A 1021-nucleotide genomic window follows, 5' to 3' on the forward strand; every position below is an offset into this window, starting at 1 on the left:
AAGCCGGCCCTTCGGCGGCGTCGGTGCCTGTGGTCGCGTCGGCCGCCCGGTTCTCGTCGGACGCGCGTGCGCCCGCGGCGGCTCCTGCGACGGCCGCACCGGCCGCCGCGGCACCCACCGCCGCGGCGGTTCCCTTGCCTGCCTTCGTGTCCGACTTCGACGGGCGGTCGGCCTGACTCATCTCCGCGGTCGAGATGTCTGCCTGGGCGGCCTTGGACTGCGCGCTCGGGACCTTGACGGTGCGGTCGTCGGCCGAATAGGCCTGGGCACCAGCCGGTTTCCGGCCCGGGATCGACATCGCCGCGGTCGGCGCGTTCGGTCCGGCGAGGTCGGCCGGGTGCTCGCCGCCACGGCTCGTGGCGTCCGGGCTGATCTGTTCCGCGCGATCGTCGCCAGGCAGGCCCTGCGAGAGGCCCGCCAGCGGCGAGGTGCCCGCCTTGGAGCCCTGCTGCGGCGCAGCGCTTTGCGCGCCCGCGCCGGGGCGCCGGACGGCGGAGTCGGGAACGGATCGTTCGCCAGGTGCCGTGCCGCCGGACTGCGCGCCCGGCGTGCGATTCACCTGTGGCGCACCCGAACCCGAAGACTGCTGTCGGCCAGGCGCGTTGCCGGGTCCGAACCCCTGCGGCCCGCCCGGGCCCGTGGGACGTCCGCCAGGAGCGGAGCCGGGCTGCCCCGCGTGCGGCGGGGTACCGGGACCACCCGCGACGCGTTGGCTGCCGGGGCCTGAGTTCTGTTGCCCGCCGGGCGTATTGCCGGGAGCGAAGGGCCTGCCGGGGCCACCTGGCGCGCCGGGAGCGCCGCCCGGACCCGATGCCGGGCGGCCGCCGAATCCGCCTTGCGGGCCGGGAGCGTTACCCGGACCCGATGCCGGGCGGCCGCCGTAACCGCCTTGCGGGCCGGGAGCGTTACCCGGACCCGACGCCGGACCGCCGCCGGGACCACTGTGCGGGCCGTGGCCACCGGGACCGCCTTGCGGGCCGGGGCCCTGGCCTGGTGCCGGACGGCCGCCGGGGGCGTCGGT

1 pseudogene is annotated in these 1021 nt (G+C 77.8%); it reads right to left on the reverse strand.

The features are described 5' to 3' along the window. Positions 1–559, reverse strand: a pseudogene (locus tag ATM97_RS00005) (hypothetical protein); the annotation flags it as partial. Positions 560–1021: the final 462 nt, after the last annotated feature.

The sequence above is a fragment of the Nocardia sp. MH4 genome, from assembly GCF_019266065.1.
GTDB classification, from domain to species: Bacteria; Actinomycetota; Actinomycetes; order Mycobacteriales; family Mycobacteriaceae; genus Nocardia; species Nocardia canadensis.